Source organism: Streptomyces novaecaesareae (assembly GCF_000716875.1).
Taxonomy (GTDB): Bacteria; Actinomycetota; Actinomycetes; order Streptomycetales; family Streptomycetaceae; genus Kitasatospora; species Kitasatospora novaecaesareae.
Genome location: NZ_JNWQ01000043.1, coordinates 23177 through 40401, shown reverse-complemented (window position 1 = coordinate 40401; position 17225 = coordinate 23177). Strand labels below are relative to the sequence as shown.

Below are 17225 nucleotides of genomic sequence, written 5' to 3'. Positions count from 1 at the left end.
AGCCGAATGACGTTCCAGCCCGATGTCATCGTGGTCGGTGCCGGCCTCGCCGGTCTGGTGGCGACCCACGAGCTGGCGACGGCCGGCAAGCGGGTGCTGGTCGTCGACCAGGAGAACCGGCGGAACCTGGGCGGGCAGGCGTTCTGGTCCCTCGGCGGCCTCTTCTTCGTCGACAGTCCCGAGCAGCGCCGGGCCGGGATCAAGGACTCCCTGGAGCTGGCCCGGCAGGACTGGTTCGGTTCGGCGGCCTTCGACCGGCTCGACGACGAGGACGTCTGGGGCCGCCGCTGGGCCGAGGCGTACCTGGCGTGGGCGGCCGGCGGCAAGCGCCGCTACCTGCGCGAGCTCGGCCACCGGGTGGTGCCGCTGGTCGGGTGGGCCGAGCGCGGTGACGGCTCGGCCACCGGCCACGGCAACTCGGTGCCGCGCTTCCACATCACCTGGGGCACCGGGCCCGGGGTGGTGGAGGCCTTCGCCCGCCCGGTGCTGCGGGCGGAGCGCAGCGGACTGGTGCGGTTCGCCTTCCGGCACCGGGTGGACGGGTTGCTGACCGAGCGGGGTGCCGTGGTCGGCGTCCGGGGGTCGGTGCTGGCGCCCGACGACTCCGGACGCGGGCTGCCGTCCTCGCGCGAGGTGGTCGGGCCGTTCGAGGAGCGGGCGGCGGCGGTCGTGGTGACCTCCGGGGGCATCGGGCACAACCACGCGCTGATGCGCGCCAACTGGCCGACCGAGCGGATCGGCCCGGCGCCGCGGCACCTGATCTCCGGTGTCCCGGCGCACGTCGACGGCCGCATGCTCGCCATCACCGAGGAGGCCGGCGGCCGCGTCGTCAACCGCGACCGGATGTGGGCCTACACCGAGGGCGTCCACAACTGGGATCCGGTCTGGCCGGACCACGCCATCCGGATCCTGCCGGGGCCGTCCTCGCTGTGGTTCGACGCCGACGGGCGCCGGCTGACCGGCGCCTCCGGCGTGCCGGGCGCGGACTCGATCGGCGCGATGAAGCAGATCCTGGCCACCGGCCACGACTACTCGTGGTTCATCCTGACCCAGTCGATCATCGAGAAGGAGTTCGCGCTCTCCGGCTCCGAGCAGAACCCCGACCTGACCGGCCGTGACCTCCGGTTCGTGCTGAAGAGCCGGCTCGCCAAGGGCGCCCCCGCGCCGGTGGAGCGGTTCAAGCAGTACGGCGAGGACTTCGTCGTCGCCCGCACCCTCCCCGAGCTGGTCGCGGGCATGAACGCGATCGCCCGCGGCCCGAAGCTCGACGCCGCCGACATCGAGCGCCAGATCGTCGCCCGCGACCGCGAGCTGGAGAACAGGTTCAGCAAGGACGTGCAGGTGATGGCGATCCACAACGCCCGCAGGTCGCTGACCGACCGGATCGCCCGGGTCGCCAGGCCCCACCGGATCCTCGACCCGGCCCACGGCCCGCTCATCGGGGTCCGCCTCAACATCCTGTCCCGCAAGACCCTCGGCGGCCTGCAGACCGACCTGGACTCCCGGGTCCTCGGCCCCGACGGCGCCCCGGTCCCCGGCCTCTACGCGGCCGGGGAGGTGGCGGGCTTCGGCGGCGGCGGAGTCCACGGCTACAACGCCCTGGAGGGCACCTTCCTCGGCGGCTGCATCTTCTCCGGCCGCGCGGCGGGCCGCGCCCTGGGCCGCCTCTGACCCCCGGCCGCCCCTGAGCCTCCCCGCCGCTCAGGCGAGGCTCTTCTCCAGGGCGGCGAGGTAGCTGCGCATCAGGTGGTCGCGCATGCCCTCGCCGTCCGGGGAGAAGGCCGCGGCGCCCAGGCTCTTGGCGCGGTCGGTGAGGCCGGCGACGACTCCGGTGTTCTCCCGGACGCGCCCCCCGGGCCGGTACGGCCGGACCGTACGGCCGTTCCCTCCGGCTGCTCCGTCCGAATGCTGTCCGCGCGGCCACTCCGCGGGCTGTTCGTCTACCGATCAGTACGCGTGTGCAATGACCGTGCCGTGCGCGTCCGCCGTACCCGGCCTCGGACGCCGCCGGCGCATCCCTGCTGCCCCCGGACGATCCGACCGTCTACTACTGCGGCCGGACTCCCTCAACGGCGCCGGGAACAACTACCACTGCTACGTGGTGGACCGCAGCTTCCGCGTCCAGGAGGGCGGGATCGCCGCCGCCTTCGCCCAGCCGGGCTTCGGCAAGCAGCAATGGCTCGATCCCACGTTCAAGCCGTCCGACTTCGGGGCCTCCGAGCGCTACAACGTCGCCGGCCTCCTCGCGCACAAGTACCTGGAGGTCGCCGATCCCGAGCGCTGCGCCCACGCCGGCAACGGCTCCTGAGCCACGGTCGGACGGAAGGGGACGGCGGGCCAGGGATCCCACCCTGCCCGCAGGCCCGGGCGAGGCTCATTGCAGAATGGTTGCAGTTACTTGATATAAGCAAGAAGGAGCGTGTGATGCCGGGGTCGCGGGTGGTGCTGGGGATCGAGTCCTCCTGCGACGAGACGGGCGCGGGCCTGGTCCGGGACGGCGTGCTGCTCGGGCAGGCGGTGGCCTCCTCGATGGCCGAGCACGCCCGCTACGGCGGGGTGGTGCCGGAGATCGCCGCCCGGGCCCACGTCCACGCGATGGCACCGGTGGTCGGCGAGGCCCTGGACCGGGCCGGGCTGACCCTGGGCGACATCGACGCGGTCGCGGTGACGACCGGCCCGGGCCTGTCCGGCGCGCTGCACGTGGGCGTGGCCGCCGCCAAGGGGTACGCCTTCTCGCTCGGCGTCCCGCTGTACGGGGTGCACCACCTCGCCGGGCACGTCGCCGCCGCGACGCTGGACGGCGGGCCGCTGCCCGACCCGTGCATCGTGCTGATCGTCTCCGGCGGTCACACCTCCCTGCTGCTCGTCCGGGACCTCGCCCGCGACCCGATCGTCCACCTCGGCGACACCCTGGACGACGCGGCCGGCGAGTGCTTCGACAAGGTCGCCCGGATCCTCGGCCTGCCCTACCCCGGCGGGCCCGCCATCGACCGCGCCGCGCGCGGGGGCGACCCGCACGCGGTGCGCCTGCCCCGCCCGCTGAGCGGGCCGAACGACCCGGCGTACGCCTTCTCCTTCTCCGGCCTCAAGACCGCCGCCGCCCGCTGGGTCGAGGCGCAGCGGGCCGCCGGCGGCGAGCCGCACGTGCCCGACGCGGCGGCCGCGCTCCAGGAGGCGATCGCCGACACCCTCACCCGCAAGGCCGTCCGGGCCTGCACCGACCACGGGATCGACACCCTCGTCGTGGTCGGCGGCGTCGCCGCCAACTCGCGCATCCGCGCCCTGACCGAGCAGCGCTGCGCCGCCGCCGGCCTCACCCTGCGGGTGCCGCCGCTGCACCTGTGCACCGACAACGGCGCGATGGTCGCGGCCATCGGCGACCTGCTGCTCCGCTCGGGCGTGGCACCCGCGCCGATGGATCTGACGATCGACCCGTCCGCGCCGCTGGAGTACGCGGCGCTCTCCCCGCTCGCCGCCGCCCGCGTGGCGTGACTGCGTCGGCGCCGGTGCCGGTGCCGGCGCCGGTGCCGGGGAGGGCATGGCACTTCCGTCATGACATTTCGGTTATCCGACCGCCCGCCTGCGGTCTCCCGTTGTAGTGAGGCCGAACTCCCTCGGCCCGGCGCCGCCTGGGCGCGCCCTACGACGGAAGGACCCGCCGATGACCGCTCCTCCCCCCGCCCGTCCGTTCCGCCGGGGCTGGCTGCTCGCGTCCTGCCTGCCGGTGCTGCTCGTCCTCGGGATGGCGGCCTCCGTTCCGTCCCCCGCCCCCGCCCCCGCGCCGGGCGGGATGCCGGGGATGCCTGGGATGGCAGGGACGGCGGCCGGTACGGCAGGCGCCCTGCAGAGCCCCGGGCGCGGCCTCGCCGCCGAGCAGGACGGCTACCGCCTGGACACCGCGACCGGCGAGCTGCCCGCCGGGCGTCCGTCGGCCCTCCGGTTCACCGTCACCGGCCCGGACGGCGCGCCCGTCACCGACTTCGCCGTCCACCAGACCAGGAAGCTGCACTTCTACGCGATCCGCACCGATCTCACCGGCTTCCAGCACCTGCACCCGGACCCGGCCGAGGACGGCACCTGGACCGCGGACCTCGCCGCCCTCGCCCCCGGCAGCTGGCGGCTGTACGCCGACTTCGTCCCGAACACCGGCCCGCACGCCGCCGAACTCGTCCTCAGCCGCACCGTGACGGTGCCCGGCGATCCCGCCCCGGTGCCGCTGCCCGCCCCGGCCGGCACCACCACCGTCGACGGCTACACCGTCGCCCTGCACGCCCGACCGATGGCCGGGGCACACCAGTTGGTCGCGACCGTCAGCCAAGGCGGCCGACCGGTCACCGACCTCCAGCCCTACCTGGACAGCTACGCCCACCTCAGCGCCTTCCACGAGGGCGACCAGGCACTCGCCCACCTCCACCCGGCGGACGCCGTGAACGGCGACCACGGCGGCCCCACCCTGACCTTCCAGGCCCTCCTCCCGGAACCGGGCGACTGGCGGGTCTTCCTCCAGTTCCAGACCGTCGGCCGACTGCACACCGCCGAACTCACCCTGCACGTCGACTGACCCCGGCCCGGCGGCGGAGGAAGGGGTTTCGATCCCCGGCGAACGGCCGATGCTCACCGGATGGGAACGAACGACGCGGTACGAGGGTGCGAAGTGCTCGTGGTGGGCGCCTACTTCGCGGACTTGGTGTTCCACGGCCTGGCGGGGGCCGTACGCCCGGGGGGTGAAGTGTTCGCCGAGGGCTTCGCGTTGGTGCCCGGCGGGGCGTACTCGTCGGCGATGGCGCTGCGCCGGCTGGGGCACGACGTGGTCTGGAGCACCGACTTCGGCACGGACGCGTTCAGCGGGCAGGTGCTGGCCGCCGCCCGGCAGGAGGGGCTGGACGAAGCGGCCTTCCGGCACCACGACGGCCCGGTGCGCAGTCTGACGGTCGCCCTGGCGGCCGACGGCGAACGCGCCATGGTCAGCTTCATGGATCCGGTCGCGCCGGTACCGCTCGCGCCCGTGCTGCGACGGCACCGCCCGCGCGTCCTGCTGCTGCCCCAGCTCCGCTGCGACGACGTGGCGCTCGCGGCGCTGGACGCGGCCCGGGAGTTGGGCACGGTGGTGGTGATGGACTGCCACGACACCGCCGTCTCGCTGGCCGATCCGGCGGTCCGCCGGGCCCTGGCCGGGGTCGACGTCTTCACGCCCAACACCGCCGAGGCCGTCCGTCTGACCGGCGCCGCCGATCCGGAGGCCGCCGTCGCGGAGCTCGCTGCGCTGGTGCCCACCCTCGTGGTCAAGCGCGGCGCGCACGGGGCCACCGCCGTGCGGGACGGCAAGCGCCACGACGTTCCCGCCGTCCCCGCCCGGGTCGTGGACACCACCGGGGCGGGCGACTGCTTCGACGCCGGGTTCGTGCACGGCCTCCTGGCCGGCTGGAGCCTGCCCGACTGCCTCGCCGCCGCAGCGGCCTGCGGCGCCGCGGCCGTCACCGGCCCGGGCTCCAGCGCCGCCCTGCGGGTCGAGGAACTCCACCGGCGGCTCGGCCGCTCCGCCGCGCGGCCCGGAGAGCCCGTTCCGGCAGCCGGCTCCAGCAGTTGACCGATCGTCACATTAACGCCACCCCACGGCGAACTGTCATGCTAGCGTCGGCCGGATGTCGAGGATTCTGGTCACCGATCTGGACGGCACCTTGCTCGGCGGCTCCCCGGACAGTCGGCGCCGATTACGGGACGCCCTGGAGCGCCACCCCGAGGTGACGCTGGTCTTCGCCACCGGCCGCGCCCTGGACTCCGTCCGGGAACTGATCTGCGACCCACTGGTCCCCAGGCCGCGGTGGATCATCGCCGATGTGGGCGCGACCGTGGTCGACGGCGCCGACCTCACCCCGGTGGACTCGCTGCAGGAACAGCTGCGCACCGGCTGGCCGGGCGCGGAGCGGGTGCGCGCCGCCCTGCGCCGCTTCCCCGGACTCGACTACCAGGACGGCGTGGTCCAGGACGGCCGCTGCTCCTACCACCTCACCCCGGACCGGCTCACCCATGAACTCACCGACGCCGTCCGGGAGTTCGGCTGCACCTGGGAGTACTCGGCCGACCGCTACCTCGACGTGCTGCCGCCGGGCGCGTCCAAGGGCGCCGCCCTGCGGCTGCTCGCCCGGAAGCTGGGCTGGGCACCGGAGGAGATCCTCGTCGCCGGGGACTCCCTGAACGACCTGTCGCTGTTCCGCTTCGGCACGCACGCCGTGGCCGTCGCCGGCGCCGAACCCGCCCTGCTCGAAGCGCTGACCGACAGCCCGCACGTCCACCGGCCCGACGCACCCGGCGCGGCCGGCATCCTCGCGGCACTGCACGCCCTGGGCTGGCTGCCGCCACCCGGGGCCGGACACGACACCGCACAGGACGACACCGCCGAGGACGACACCGCCTACGACGACACCGCACTGGACGACCCCGGACACCTCGGCGCCCCGGCCGGACGGCAGCACTCGCTCGTGGTGGGCTACCACCGCCCGCCGCTGCACTGGACCGGGACGCACTGGCGCCCGCCCGCCAGCCCCAACGGCATCCTGCCCACCCTGACCAGCGCCTTCACCGACGGCCTGCCCGGCGTCTGGGTCACGGCCCTGGCCGGCGCCCACCCCGACGACCACCCCGGCGCCATCCCCGCCCCGCCCACCGGACTCCCGCTGTCCCTGCTGCCGCTCACCTCCGCCGAGTGGACCGGCTACTTCCACCGGGCCTGCAAGGAGACGCTGTGGCCGGTGCTCATGTCCGCACCCGACCGGTCGGTCCACGACGAACGCTCCTGGGCCCACTACCGCGCGGTCAACGCGCGCTTCGCGGAACGGATCAGCGCGCAGGCGGCCCCGGGCGCGACCGTCTGGCTCCACGACTACAACCTCTGGCTGGTCCCCGGCCTGCTGCGCGCCACCCGCCCCGATCTGCGGACCGGGCTGTTCCACCACACGCCGTTCCCGCCTCCGGAGGTCTTCGCCACGCTCCCGGCCGCCACCGAGCTGCGCGCCTCACTGGCCTGCCTGGACTGGGTCGGGTTTCACACCGCCGCCTTCGCCGAACGCTTCCGGCAGGCCCTGTCCGGCCTGCCCGACCGACCGTTCACGGCAGTGCATCCGCTCGGGATCGACCGGCCCGCCATCGAGGCGCTGGCCCGCGACCGCGCACCGCTGCGCCGCCCACCGACCGGCCTGCGGGTGCTCTCGGTCGAACGCCTCGACTACGCCAAGGCCCCCGTCCAGAAGGTCGACGCCATCGCCCGGCTCCTCGACCGACGGCCCGACCTGCGCGGACGGCTCACCTTCCGGCTGATCTGCCCTCCCCCCGAACCGGGCGTGACCGCCTACGACACCACCCGCCGGCTCCTCGAACAGCGCATCGACCAGGTCAACGACGCCTGGCGGCAGGCCGGGTGGCAGCCGGTGGACTACGTGCCCCGCAGCCTTCCCGTCCCCTCGGTCGTCGACGAGTACCTCGCCGCCGACGTCCTCTGGGTGACCTCGCTCCAGGACGGCATGAACCTCACGGCCAAGGAGTTCATCGCGGCCCGGGCCGCCCTCCCCCGGCACCACGCGCACCCGCCCGGGGTGCTGGTGCTCTCCCGCCACACCGGCGCCGCGGCCGGACTGGGCGACGCGGCCCTGCTCACCGACCCCAACTCCGCCGAGGACCTGACCACCGTCCTGTCCCGGGCCCTCGACCTCTCCCCCGCCGAACGCCGCACCCGCATGCACCGGCTCGCCGACCTCATCGGGCACGAACGCCCCGCCGACTGGGCGGCCCGGATCGTCCACGAGATCCGCGGCGCCCGCACCGGACCGGCCGTCGTCGGGTGACCGGCCGGCACAGCCGACCCGGCCGGCGCAGCGCCACGGACCCGACCCGGGCCCGCCGAGGAGGACACCACCCCTTACGGATCCGTGACGCGTCGCCGTCCTGCCGGGGCCGCGCGGTGCCGGGGCGGTAGCGTCGGCGGGCATGAGGATTCTGGTCACCGGCGGCGCCGGGTTCATCGGTTCGGCGGTCGTCCGGGCCCTGGTGGCGGCGGGCCACGAAGTCCGGGTGCTGGACGCGCTGTTGCCCGCCGTGCATCCCTCCGGGGCGGTGCCCGCGCTGCCCGCCGGGGTGGAGTTCCGGCAGGGGGACGTACGGGACGCCGCCGCCGTCGGGCAAGCGCTCGCCGGGGTGGACGCGGTCTGCCACCAGGCGGCGATGGTGGGCCTGGGGCTGGACCTCGACGACGCGCCCGCCTACGCCGGCTGCAACGACCTGGGCACCGCGGTGCTGCTCGCCGCGATGGCCCGCGAGGCGGTGCGGGACCTCGTCCTCGCCGGTTCGATGGTGGTGTACGGCGAGGGCCGGTACCGGTGCCCACTGCACGGGGCCGTCTCGCCGGGCCCGCGCCGCCGGGACGACCTGGACGCCGGCCGCTTCGAGCCGCCCTGCCCCCGGTGCGGCGCCGCGCTCCGCCCCGGCCTGGTCGCGGAGGACGCGCCGGCCGACCCGCGCAACGTGTACGCGGCGACCAAGCTCGCCCAGGAGCACCTGGCCGGCGCCTGGGCCCGCGCCTGCGGCGGCCGGGTGCTGACGCTGCGCTACCACAACGTCTACGGCCCGGGGATGCCGCGCGACACCCCGTACGCCGGGGTGGCCTCGCTGTTCCGTTCCGCCCTGGCGCGGGGCGAGGCGCCCCGGGTGTTCGAGGACGGCGGGCAGCGCCGGGACTTCGTGCACGTCGAGGACGTCGCCGCCGCGAACCTGACCGCGCTGGCGGCGGTCGGCGGCCGGCCGCCGGGCAGCGCCAGGGCGTACAACGTGGGCAGCGGGGAGGTCCGTACGGTCGGCGAGATGGCCGCGGCGCTGGCCGCCGCGCACTGCGGGCCGGCCCCGCTGGTGACCGGCGAGTACCGGCTCGGCGACGTCCGGCACATCACCGCGGACTCCTCCCGGCTGCGCGCGGAGCTGGGCTGGCGGGCGCGGGTGTCGTTCGCCGAGGGCATGGTGGAGTTCGCGGGCGCGCCGCAGCGCGGCTGAGCCCGGCAACCGCGGTCCGCCGCGGTCGGGTCCAGTGGCGGGTTCGCGGCCGGGTCCGGTCGCGGGGTCGCGGCCGGGTTCAGCTCCGCGCGGCGGGCAGGACGATCTCGAAGCAGCAGCCCCCGGCGACGTTGCGGACCCGGGCCCGGCCCGCGTGGGCCTCGACGATGCCCCGGACGATGGCGAGCCCGAGCCCGGCACCGCCGCCCCCGCCGCCCCCGCCTCCCTCTCCGCCACCGCCGCCGCCCCGGTCCCACGGGCTTCCCCGGTCCGCCGGGCGCGGGGTGCGGGCCGCGCCGCCGCGCCACCCGGTGTCGAAGACCCTGGGCAGGTCCTGTTCCGGGATGCCCCCGCAGCCGTCGGTGACCGCGAGCACCACCTCGTCGGCCTCCCGGCGGGCCGAGACGGCGACCACCCCGTCCTCGGGGGTCGAGCGGATGGCGTTGACCAGGAGGTTGCCGAGCACCCGGGTGATCTCGCCGCTGTCGACCTCGACGGGTTCGGCGGCGACCTGCCGGCCCTCCAGGCGGACGCCACGCTGCCGGGCCAGCGGGTGCGCCCCGGCGAGCGCGTCGTCGACCAGGTCGTAGACCGACACCCGGGACAGCGACAGGGACAGCGCCCCCGCCTGGATGCGCGAGAGTTCGAACAGGTCGTCCACCATCCCGGTGAGCCGCTCGACCTCGGTGCGCATCCGCCCGAGGTAGCGCTGGGGGTCGTCGGCGACGCCGTCCTCCAGCGCCTCCGCCATGGCGCGCAGCCCGGCGAGCGGGGTGCGCAGGTCGTGCGAGATCCAGGCGATCAGCTCCCGGCGGGAGGAGTCCAGGGCCGCGGCCCGCGCCCTGGACTCGGCGAGCCTGGCGCTGGTGGCGGCGAGTTCCTCGCTGAGCTGCGCCAGTTCCAGGCCGAGCGGGCGCTCCGGCGCGGTGAACCCGCCGTCGCTGCCGACGGTCCGCGCGGCCTCGGTCAGCGCCCTGCTCCCGGCGACGACCTGCCGGCCGAGCAGCGCAGCGGTCGCCAGCGCCACGACGGAGGCCATCCCCAAGACCGTGATCACCACGCCGAGGTCGTGCCGGGACAGGAACATCGCCTGGGCCACCGCGAAGGTCCCGGAGGTGACGGCGAGCACGGTGACGGCCGCGACGCAGAACAGCGACAGTGCGAGCGAGCGGCGCCGCAGCAGCCGGACGGCCGCCCAGCCGAGCACCCCCGCCCCGCCGGCGCCGAGCGCGGCGAACAGGGCGATCAGCAGCAGGTCCTTCACGCCCGGCCGCCCTTCGCGTCCGGCACCGGGTCGAAGCGGTAGCCGACGCCCCACACGGTGGTGATCAGGGCCGGCGCGGCCGGGTCGTCCTCGACCTTCTGGCGCAGCCGGCGGACGTGGACGGTGACGGTGGACAGGTCACCGAAGTCCCAGCCCCACACCCGCTCCATCAGCTCCTGGCGGGAGAGCACCGTGCCCGGGTGCCGGAGGAGGAACGAGAGCAGGTCGAACTCCCGTAGTGTCAGCAGGAGTTCACGCCCGCCGCGGCGGGCCCGGCGGGCCTGCGGGTCGAGCACGAGGTCGCCGGAGACCAGCGGCCCGCCGCCGGGTGACGCGGGCCCGGCCGCGCGGGAGCGGCGCAGCACCGACTGGACCCTCAGGACGAGTTCGCGCGGGCTGAACGGCTTGGTGACGTAGTCGTCGGCGCCCAGTTCCAGGCCGAGGACGCGGTCCTCCTCGCTGCCCTTGGCGGTGAGCAGGACCACGGGGAGGTCGGCGCCGTCCTCGGCGGCACGCAGTCGGCGCAGGATCTCCAGGCCGTCGATGCCCGGGAGCATGAGGTCCAGGACGAGAAGGTCCGGGCGGTGGGCGCGGGCCAGGGCGAGGCCCCGGTGTCCGTCGGCGGCGCGGTCGACGTGGTGCCCCGCCCGGGTGAGGTAGCCGGCGACGACCTCGGCCACGGTCGGGTCGTCGTCGATCACCAGGATGCGGCCGGGGGCGGGCTGTCCGGCGGCGGGGCTGGTGGCAGGGGTCGCAGCAGGGGCCGCAGCAGGGCTCTCGGCGGGGGGCTCGTTCACCTCGCCGAGGATACGAGCCGCGGGCCACGGCCGGGGACGCGCCGGTCGCCGCGTTCGCCTTCCGTAAGATCCTCCACCAACGCGTCCCCGCACGGCTCCGCCGGACGGATCACACCGCCCGGCCGTAGCACTTCCGTAAGGGCGCGGTTCGGCTTCGGCGGGCCCGGCCACCGTTAGCGTGACCGGCGTGACCTCTCCCCTTCCCCCTGTGCCGTCCGTCGACGTCGTCCTCCCCTGCCTCGACGAGGCCGGGGCACTGCCGTGGGTGCTCGGGCGCGTCCCGGCCGATTGGCGGGCGATCGTCGTGGACAACGGCTCGCGCGACGGCTCCGCCGAGCTGGCCCGGTCCTTGGGCGCCACCGTCGTCGAGGAGCCCCGACGCGGTTTCGGTGCCGCCTGCCATGCCGGTCTGCTCGCCGCGACCGCCGACCTGGTCTGCTTCCTGGACTGCGACGGCTCCCTCGATCCGGCCCAACTGCCGCGGGTGGTGGGCCCGGTGGCGGCGGGCGCGGCGGATCTGGTGCTCGGCCGCCGCCGCCCCGCGCAGGCCGGCGCCTGGCCGCCGCACGCCCGGTTCGCCAACGCGGTGCTCGCCCGCCGTCTGCGCGCCCGCACCGGGGCCCCGCTGCACGACCTGGGGCCGATGCGCGCGGCCCGCCGGGAGCGGCTGCTCGCGCTCGGCCTCGGCGACCGCCGCTCCGGCTACCCGCTGGAGATGGTGCTCGCCGCCTCGGCGGCCGGGATGCGGATCGCCGAGACCCCGGTCGACTACCTGCCGCGCGCCGGCCGTTCCAAGGTGACCGGGACGCTGCGGGGCACGCGTCAGGCCGTACGCGACATGCGGGCCGTGCTGGCCGCGCCGCCACCGACCCTGCTGGTCATCGCCAAGTCCCCGGTGCCGGGGCGGGTGAAGACCCGCCTCACCCCGCCGTGCAGCCCCGAGCAGGCGGCGGCGCTGGCGGAGGCCTCGCTCGCCGACACCCTCGCCGTCCTCGGCCGGATGCCTGCCGGGCGGCGTCTGCTGGTGCTGGAGGGCGAGGCGGGCCGTTGGCTACCGCCCGGCTGGCAGGTCGTCCCGCAGTCGGGCGGCGGGCTGGACGAACGGCTCGCCGCGGCCTTCTCCCACGCGGCCCGGACGGCTCCGGACGCACCCGCCCTACTGGTCGGGATGGACACCCCGCACCTGGATGCGGCGCTCCTCGCGGAGGCGCTGTCCCCGGCCCGCCGCACCGGTGCCGACGCCTGGTACGGGCCTGCCTCCGACGGCGGGTTCTGGGCCCTCGGGCTGGCGCGGCCCACCGAGCGGCTCGCCCGGCGGCTGCTGCTGGGCGTGCCGATGTCCACCTCCGGCACCGGAGCCGCCGTGCTGGACCGGCTGGCCGCCGAATCCCTGACGGTCCGTCACCTGCCGGTGCTGTCCGACGTGGACACCATCGCGGACGCCCGGCGGGTCGCCGCCGAAGCGCCGCACACCGCCTTCGCGGCACGGCTGCGCGCGATGGCCGCCGCCCCGGAGGTGGCGGGGTGAGCGCCCCGGCCGCCGCATGGGTCGAGGACCCGTTCGCCGATGCCGTGCGGGCCGGGCGCGGCCCGCTGTGGCTGCGTGGGGAGGACGGCGCCCGGATCTTCCTGGACGTCGAACGGTGGTGCGCGCCGGCCGCCGGCGGCGATCAGGGCCTGCTGCTGCGCTGCGTGCGGCTCGGCGCCCCGGTCGTCGACCTCGGCTGCGGGCCCGGCCGGCTGGTGGCCGCCCTGCTGGCCCGCGGCGTGCCGGCCCTCGGGGTCGACGTCACGGGTGCCGCGGTGGACCGGACCCGGCACCTCGGCGGCCCGGCGCTGTGCCGTTCGGTGTTCGACCGCCTGCCGGCGGAGGGCCGTTGGGGCGGTGCGCTGCTCGCCGACGGCAATGTCGGCATCGGCGGCGACCCCGGTCTGCTGCTCCGCCGCGCCGCCGAACTCCTGGCGCCGGCGGGTGTGTTGCTGGTGGAGGTGGAGCCGCAGGAAGTGGACGAGCGGCTCACCGTCCGGGTGGAGGGCGCGGACGGCCGGCTCGGCCCGGCGTTCGCCTGGGCCCGCTGCGGCGCCGGGGCCGTCACGCGCCGGGCCGCTGCCGCCGGGCTGGTGGAGGCGGAGCGCTGGTCCTCCCACGGGCGGCGGTTCCTCGCCCTGCGCAAGGGCTCCCCCGCCGCCCGCGCGTGACGAGGCGGGGCGAGGCGAGGCGGGGCGAGGTAGGCCGACCGGGCGAGGCGGGGCAGGGCCTACTCCGGGTCGGCCGCCTGCCAGTGCGGGTGCTCGCGCTCGGCCCAGCGCCGCTCCACCAGCCCGGTCCGCATGCCGAGCCGCGATTCCGGGTCCCGCCAGGCCATCCGGATGTGCCCGGCGACCACGACTGCGATGGCCGCGGCCAGCCAGTCGTGCACGAAGGTCGCGCCGGTCCGCCAGGACGCCGGGGCGAGGTGGGTGAGCCACATCAGCAACCCGGTGCCGACGATCACCAGCATCGTGCCGAGCGTCCACTGCGCGTACAGCTTCTGGCCCGCGTTGAACTTCCCGGCCGGCCGGTGCGCCGCCCGGGCCCGGACGGCCCGCAGCCACTGCCAGTCCGCCGGGGCGAACCGGCTGAGCCGGGCGAGGTCGGCCCGCAGCGCGCGGGAGGCGAGGCCGAGCAGCAGCGGTACGGGCAGCGCCAGGCCGCACCACACGTGCACGGTCACCACCAGCGGCCGGTTGCCGACCAGTTCGGCGAGCGGGGCGAGATAGAGGCAGGCGGCCGTGGCCAGGCAGACGCCCATCAGCGCGGCCGTCACCCGGTGGACCCAGCGCTCGGCGCGGGTGAAGCGGAGGACCAGCTCAGTTCGTCGGCGCATCGTTCCGCCCGTTCGACCGGCCGACCCAGGCGTCGACGTCATAACCGTTCCGTTCCCAGTAGCCCGGCTCGACCGAGCCGGTCACGGTGATGCCCGAAAGCCACTTCGCGGACTTGTAGAAGTACATCGGTGCGACGTACAGCCGCACCGGCCCGCCGTGGTTGTGGCCGATCGGCGCGTCCTGCATGCGCAGCGCGACCAGCACGTCGTCCCGCCGGGCCTGCTCCAGGGTGAGGCTCTCGGTGTACGCGCCGTCGAAGCAGCTGAAGCGTACGGCCTTCGCCTCCGGCGCCACCCCGGCGGCATCCAGCAGGTGCGCCAGCGGCACGCCCTCGAAGGGTGTGTCCGGCACCCGCCACCCGGTGACGCACTGGACGTCCTTGACCAGCCGGCGCTGCGGCATCGCCTGGAGATCGGCCAGCCGGTGCGTCGCGGGGCGCCGGACCAGTCCGTCGACGGTCAGTGTGTAGGTCTCCGCGTCACGCTCGGGGACGGAGGTCACCACCGAGTAGTACCGGAAGCCGTTGTTCCCGGGCAGCAGCCCGCTCAGGCCGCTCGGGTCCCGCTGCGCGAGTGCCGACTCCGCCCGTTGCAGGTACGGCCCGGCGGCCACCCCCACCGCCCCGAGGCCGAGCAGGCCGAGCACCACGCGCCGTCCGACCGGGGTGCCCCTGCCCTCGCGCGTCGTCCCGTCTGTTCCATCTGTTCCGTCGGTTCCGCTTGTTCCGCTTGTTCCGTCCACCCGACGATTCGAGCAGGTCGGCCCGGGCGAAGGCCAGTCCCGGCACCCTCCCGTCAGACTTTCGTCATCTCCGGCTCCGCGCCGCGCGCCGGGTGGAGCGGCTCCTCGCCCGCGCGCCGCCCGCGCAGCACCCGCGCCACGAGCACGCAGGCCAGGGCGGCAGCGTACGCGCTCCGCTGGGCGTCCGGCCCGCCCACCAGGTAGAGCACCTGCCCGGCCGCGGGGACGGCCAGCCACTCCCACCGTCCGTCGAGCGCGACCAGGGCCACCACGAGCAGGCCGTACCAGGGGTAGCTCGGCGCGACGACCAGCAGCGCCGCCCCGGTGACCTCCAGCGCGCCCCGCCACGGACGGCGGGGGTCGCCGTGCCGCAGCACCCACAGCACCACCGCCGCCAGTACCAGGGCACCCGCCCAGGCGGCCCACCGGTCGGGGACGAGCATCCGCAGGAGGCCGAACCGGTCGAGGTGCCCCTGCTCATACCCCTCCTCCCGCAGGTACCCGGGCAGGTACCCGAGGACGCCGAGGCCGGAGACCGCGACGTACGGCAGGTAGCTCACCGCGAACGCGCCGAGCGCCGCCGCCGCCAGCAGCAGGCCCCGTCGGGTCGGCCGCCGATCCGAGCCCCGGCCCCGCAGTCCGGACAGCCCACCGGACAGCCCACCGGACAGCGCGCCCGACAGTGCCCCGGGCAGGGCGAGCGCCGGCAGCAGCTTGGTCGCGACCGCCGCACCGAGCAGGGCGCCCCCGGCGGCGGACCGGCGGCGGGCCGCACAGCCCAGCCCGGCCACCATGAGGAGCGCGCCGAGGGTGTCGACGTGCGCGTCGTTGACCGCCCAGACGGTCACCCCCGGGCACCACCCCCACAGCGCCGCCCGTCGGCTCCCCCGCCCGACCAGCAGCAGGGCGCCGGTCGTCGCGACGGCCAGCAGGGCACCCGCGGCCTGCACGCCGCGCACCCCGCCGCCGAAGGGGTGCACGGCGAGGAACCACGCCTCCGCGACCGGCGGGTAGATCGTGTGCACGGCGGGCCGGTTGATCCGGGTGCAGTCACCGGCCGCCGTCCGCCGCTCGTCCCACCCCGCGCAGCCGTCCCGCACGGGGAACAGGCCCGGATCGCGCAGCCGGAGCAGCGCCGGGTCCTCCGGGGTGTGCGCGTACGGCGAGATGCCGGCCGCCTGGACCCGACCGTCCCACACGTAGCGGTAAGCGTCGTCGCTGGTGCGCGGCGGTGCCAGCAGCCCGACCGCGGCGACGAGCACGCTGCCCGCCATGACCAGCGGCACCACCTGGCGGTCCGCCACCTTGCGGAGCAGGAGCAGCGCGAGGGCGAAGAGCCCGGCGTCGAGCGCGTACCAGCCGTACAGCGGCGACCGGTTCGCGAGCGTTCCGCCGGCGGTCACGGTCAGCGCGAGGGCCGCGACCAGGGCAGCGAGAGCGGCCAGAGCGGCGAGAGTCGGGAGGCAGGGCGGGAGGGTACGGGTGCGCACCCGCCCACCCTGCCACCGGCCCACGGCGGCGCGGGGCAGCGGCGGGGCCGCCGTTCGCAATCCGTAAGCGGATCCGCTGCCGGAAGGCCAGGACGGTCAGGAAGGCCAGGACGGTCAGGCGCCCGGGGCTCCGGGGACGCCGGGGAGGCCCGTCGCGAGGCCGTCCAGGGCGTGCGAACAGACGCAGTCCCGCTCGGCGGGCAGCAGTTCGACGGCCTTGAACAGCACCGTGCGCAGCCGGTCGACGTTGCCCGCGAAGGCCTCCAGCACCTCGGCGTGGGTGACTCCCTCGCCGCTCTCCACTCCCGCGTCGAGGTCGGTGACCAGCGCCAACGAGGTGTAGCAGAGCCCGAGTTCGCGGGCCAGCACGGCCTCCGGGTGCCCGGTCATGCCGACCACCGACCAGCCGTTGGCGGTGAACCAGCGGGACTCGGCGCGGGTGGAGAAGCGCGGGCCCTCGATCACCACCAGGGTGCCGCCGTCCACCGGCTCCCAGGCCGCCCCGGCCCCCGCCTCCAGGGCGGCCCGCCGTCCGGCCGGGCAGTACGGGTCGGCCATCGACACGTGCACCACCTCGGGGACGGAGCCGCCCGGCAGCGGCAGCCCGTCGTAGAAGGTCTGCACCCGGCCCGAGGTCCGGTCGACGAACTGGTCCGGCACCAGCAGCGTGCCCGGCCCGTACTCCGGCCGCAGCCCGCCCACCGCGCACGGCCCGAGCACCTGCCGCACGCCCAGCGAGCGCAGCGCCCAGAGGTTGGCGCGGTAGTTGATCCGGTGCGGCGGCAGTGCGTGCCCGCGCCCGTGCCGGGGCAGGAAGGCGACCCGGCGCCCGGCCACCTCGCCGAGGAACAGCGCGTCGCTGGGCGGACCGTACGGGGTATCCACCCGCACCTCGGTCACCTCGTCCAGCAGTGCGTACAGCCCCGAGCCGCCGATCACGCCCAACTCGGCCCGCGCGGTGCCCTGATCGATCGTCATCGTTCGTCCCCTTCTCCGAGAAACGTCCCGCCCACTCTAGGAGCAGGCCCC

15 protein-coding genes and 1 pseudogene are annotated in these 17225 nt (G+C 75.9%); 10 read left to right on the top strand and 6 right to left on the bottom strand.

Features of this window, described 5'->3' with window-relative positions; translation table 11 throughout:
* The first annotated feature begins 6 nt into the window (after positions 1 to 6).
* From OP86_RS18325 to OP86_RS18295, 7 genes are all read left to right on the top strand, one after another.
* Entirely contained in the window at positions 7 to 1671 is a 1665-nt protein-coding gene (locus OP86_RS18325; protein ID WP_030060423.1) for an FAD-binding dehydrogenase, read from the top strand.
* A 292-nt stretch (positions 1672 to 1963) separates the two neighbouring features.
* Positions 1964 to 2308, top strand: coding sequence for a glycohydrolase toxin TNT-related protein (locus OP86_RS36665; protein ID WP_157849773.1), 345 nt, complete (start codon positions 1964 to 1966; stop codon positions 2306 to 2308).
* Between the two features lie 116 nt (positions 2309 to 2424).
* On the top strand, positions 2425 to 3492 hold the full coding sequence (gene tsaD / locus OP86_RS18315) for a tRNA (adenosine(37)-N6)-threonylcarbamoyltransferase complex transferase subunit TsaD (RefSeq protein ID WP_030060421.1): 1068 nt from the start codon (positions 2425 to 2427) through the stop codon (positions 3490 to 3492).
* A 169-nt stretch (positions 3493 to 3661) separates the two neighbouring features.
* Entirely contained in the window at positions 3662 to 4561 is a 900-nt protein-coding gene (locus OP86_RS18310; protein ID WP_245231794.1) for a FixH family protein, read from the top strand.
* Between the two features lie 60 nt (positions 4562 to 4621).
* The gene (locus OP86_RS18305; RefSeq protein ID WP_245231793.1) at positions 4622 to 5587 is read left to right on the top strand and encodes a carbohydrate kinase family protein; all 966 of its coding nucleotides are present in this window, start codon (positions 4622 to 4624) and stop codon (positions 5585 to 5587) included.
* Between the two features lie 55 nt (positions 5588 to 5642).
* Complete coding sequence (locus OP86_RS32980; RefSeq protein ID WP_051830228.1) at positions 5643 to 7838, top strand: HAD-IIB family hydrolase; 2196 nt, start codon at positions 5643 to 5645, stop codon at positions 7836 to 7838.
* 142 nt (positions 7839 to 7980) lie between these two features.
* A complete protein-coding gene (locus tag OP86_RS18295) occupies positions 7981 to 9036 on the top strand; it encodes an NAD-dependent epimerase/dehydratase family protein (protein ID WP_033332348.1) in 1056 nt (351 codons plus the stop codon).
* 79 nt (positions 9037 to 9115) lie between these two features.
* Here the strand turns inward: OP86_RS18295 and OP86_RS18290 are convergent, their stop codons facing one another.
* Together OP86_RS18290 and OP86_RS18285 are read right to left on the bottom strand one after the other, a co-directional pair.
* Positions 9116 to 10300, bottom strand: a complete 1185-nt coding sequence (locus tag OP86_RS18290) for a sensor histidine kinase (protein ID WP_030060415.1) — start codon at positions 10298 to 10300, stop codon at positions 9116 to 9118.
* Positions 10297 to 11097 carry a response regulator transcription factor gene (locus OP86_RS18285; protein ID WP_030060414.1) on the bottom strand — a complete coding sequence of 267 codons (801 nt, stop codon included), beginning with the start codon at positions 11095 to 11097 and terminating at the stop codon, positions 10297 to 10299. The genes OP86_RS18290 and OP86_RS18285 overlap by 4 nt, the downstream gene beginning before the upstream one ends.
* Positions 11098 to 11284: 187 nt before the next feature.
* Here OP86_RS18285 and OP86_RS37490 point away from each other — a divergent pair.
* From OP86_RS37490 to OP86_RS18275, 3 genes and pseudogenes are all read left to right on the top strand, one after another.
* Positions 11285 to 11995: pseudogene (locus OP86_RS37490) on the top strand (glycosyltransferase family 2 protein); the annotation flags it as partial.
* A gap of 102 nt (positions 11996 to 12097) precedes the next feature.
* On the top strand, positions 12098 to 12625 hold the full coding sequence (locus tag OP86_RS37485; protein ID WP_245231797.1) for a TIGR04282 family arsenosugar biosynthesis glycosyltransferase: 528 nt from the start codon (positions 12098 to 12100) through the stop codon (positions 12623 to 12625).
* The gene (locus OP86_RS18275) at positions 12622 to 13296 is read left to right on the top strand and encodes a class I SAM-dependent methyltransferase (protein WP_033332344.1); all 675 of its coding nucleotides are present in this window, start codon (positions 12622 to 12624) and stop codon (positions 13294 to 13296) included. Before OP86_RS37485 ends, OP86_RS18275 begins: the two co-directional genes overlap by 4 nt.
* A gap of 59 nt (positions 13297 to 13355) precedes the next feature.
* On the opposite strand, the gene OP86_RS18270 is transcribed toward OP86_RS18275, so the two are convergent.
* The 4 genes from OP86_RS18270 to OP86_RS18255 all read right to left on the bottom strand — a co-directional run bounded on the left by OP86_RS18270 (position 13356) and on the right by OP86_RS18255 (position 17174).
* Positions 13356 to 13964, bottom strand: a complete 609-nt coding sequence (locus tag OP86_RS18270; RefSeq protein ID WP_030060410.1) for a cytochrome b/b6 domain-containing protein — start codon at positions 13962 to 13964, stop codon at positions 13356 to 13358.
* The gene (locus tag OP86_RS18265) at positions 13948 to 14613 is read right to left on the bottom strand and encodes a molybdopterin-dependent oxidoreductase (protein ID WP_051830227.1); all 666 of its coding nucleotides are present in this window, start codon (positions 14611 to 14613) and stop codon (positions 13948 to 13950) included. Before OP86_RS18265 ends, OP86_RS18270 begins: the two co-directional genes overlap by 17 nt.
* A gap of 146 nt (positions 14614 to 14759) precedes the next feature.
* Positions 14760 to 16196 (bottom strand): hypothetical protein, encoded by a 1437-nt coding sequence (locus OP86_RS18260; RefSeq protein ID WP_051830226.1) that lies wholly within the window; start codon positions 16194 to 16196, stop codon positions 14760 to 14762.
* A gap of 114 nt (positions 16197 to 16310) precedes the next feature.
* On the bottom strand, positions 16311 to 17174 hold the full coding sequence (locus tag OP86_RS18255; protein WP_030060407.1) for an S-methyl-5'-thioadenosine phosphorylase: 864 nt from the start codon (positions 17172 to 17174) through the stop codon (positions 16311 to 16313).
* Positions 17175 to 17225: the final 51 nt, after the last annotated feature.